The sequence below is a fragment of the Lentibacillus salicampi genome, assembly GCF_004565465.1.
Classification (GTDB): Bacteria; Bacillota; Bacilli; order Bacillales; family Amphibacillaceae; genus Lentibacillus; species Lentibacillus salicampi.
In genome coordinates this window covers 1-1,605 of sequence record NZ_SRHY01000104.1, presented here as the reverse complement: position 1 = coordinate 1,605, position 1,605 = coordinate 1, and the positions used below count along the sequence as shown (strand labels likewise).

Here is a 1,605-nt window from a genome sequence, read left to right as displayed (position 1 = left end):
GAGCTGCCAAACGCTATGGCCATTATACCATGGCCATAGCGTTTGGCAGCTCTTTTGTATAATTTCCTATGACAGGTTCTCTGGCTAAATTTAAATGGTTGCGGACAAAAACTGCGGCCGCAAACACTACACTACTAATCGTTTTATCATTTGTATTGGGAATTGGATTAGGTATTGGACAACCTTTATCTATTGCTACTACTGTAGAATCATTACCCAATAATAAAATTGGCGAAGGTTTGGGTCTAAGATTAACAATTAACAGATTAACCCAATTATTAACTCCTATATCAATGGGTGGCGTAGCTACTATTGTGGGATTTGGTGGTGTATTTTATAGTACTGGAGCGATTGTAGTAGTTGGTATATTAGGTTTTATTTTTCCTCGTAATTTGAAAGACAATTAGTAGGCAGAGTAGTGCGAATCTGTTGTGCTACACGGGCAGATGTACAAGATTTTTTCAAAGAACAGGGGCCTGGAGATCCACATGATTTGGATAGGGATGGTGGTGGGGGGGGACACGTGAATCTACTAGAAAATGTTAATAGATTTTTAAGTTTGTTCGGAATTAAATGATTGTGTCCAAGCGGTACATGTAAAGTTTATTATAGTAATATAGTAACAGTGCTCAAATATTCAAACTCTGTTAGGCTATTTTAGTATTACTTATTTTGGTATGCAAAATACGCGTAAATGAAATGAATGTTTTGACTGGAACTGAGTTTACCCGTTCATCAATACAAATTTCGGGTAATGTTGAGGATATAAGACCCTTTTTGCGCCGGTGAAGAAATAAGCCCGGGTTTTCGATCGTATAATGGGCAAAATTTCACTACCCATAACAAGCTTGACATATTCCACTGCGTGAATCTTATTGACGTTGCCGCTGGCCTTGCATAACCAGTTCTGCATCTTCATATTCAGCATGATTTTTCAGTGGCATATAACCTTTTATATAGGGAGGCACCATAACCTTATAGTTCCCTTAATTACTTTTTCCTGAACATCTTCTTTCAGATCGCTTTGAAACAGACGGTGTATAATGACCACAAATTGATGGTTTTGACCTTGGGCGATTAAAAGAAGGGAAAAAAGGAGCATTTCGAAGATATTTAAACTATGTAGAGGGAGAGTTATATAAGATCCATGGTTGTATAACTGACCCAGATAACATTGTCATTGCAAGTAGTGATTATAGTAACTTTAGAAGCAACGCAAAGCTTTTTAGTGCGAAGTTGCTTACACTCATTTCTAAAAATCCTGTAATTTTTATAGGATATTCAATTAGTGAAAGCGAATAAAGCAAAAAGACTATTGATCCCTTCACTCGGTGAGGATTCAGGCGGACGAATTTTCAGATATGATAATCAGACTGATCTTGAAGAAATGAAATCTTATTACGATGACTTAGGGGAAGAGAATGCTATGTTTTATTCCCATACAGCAGTAAGAGATGATATTCTGCTTCAAATCAGTGGAGAATTGAGTGATGAAGAATTTAAGAAATACAAAGAAGTTTTAAATGCTGTAGGCTCAGGAGATTTACCGAAATTTGAGCAAAAGGAAGAAATTGCATTTTCAGATGCTGCCAAGGGCGATACAGT

Annotated in this window: 2 protein-coding genes and 1 pseudogene; all 3 read left to right on the top strand. The window is 36.9% G+C overall.

The features are described 5' to 3' along the window. Positions 1-68 precede the first annotated feature (68 nt). Entirely contained in the window at positions 69-407 is a 339-nt protein-coding gene (locus E4U82_RS19505; protein ID WP_135111904.1) for an MFS transporter, read from the top strand. Positions 408-1,053: 646 nt separating this feature from the next. Further along, a complete protein-coding gene (locus E4U82_RS20740; RefSeq protein WP_135111905.1) occupies positions 1,054-1,302 on the top strand; it encodes an SIR2 family protein in 249 nt (82 codons plus the stop codon). Further along, a pseudogene (locus tag E4U82_RS19495) lies at positions 1,289-1,605 on the top strand (hypothetical protein); the annotation flags it as partial. The gene E4U82_RS20740 and the pseudogene E4U82_RS19495, both read left to right, overlap by 14 nt.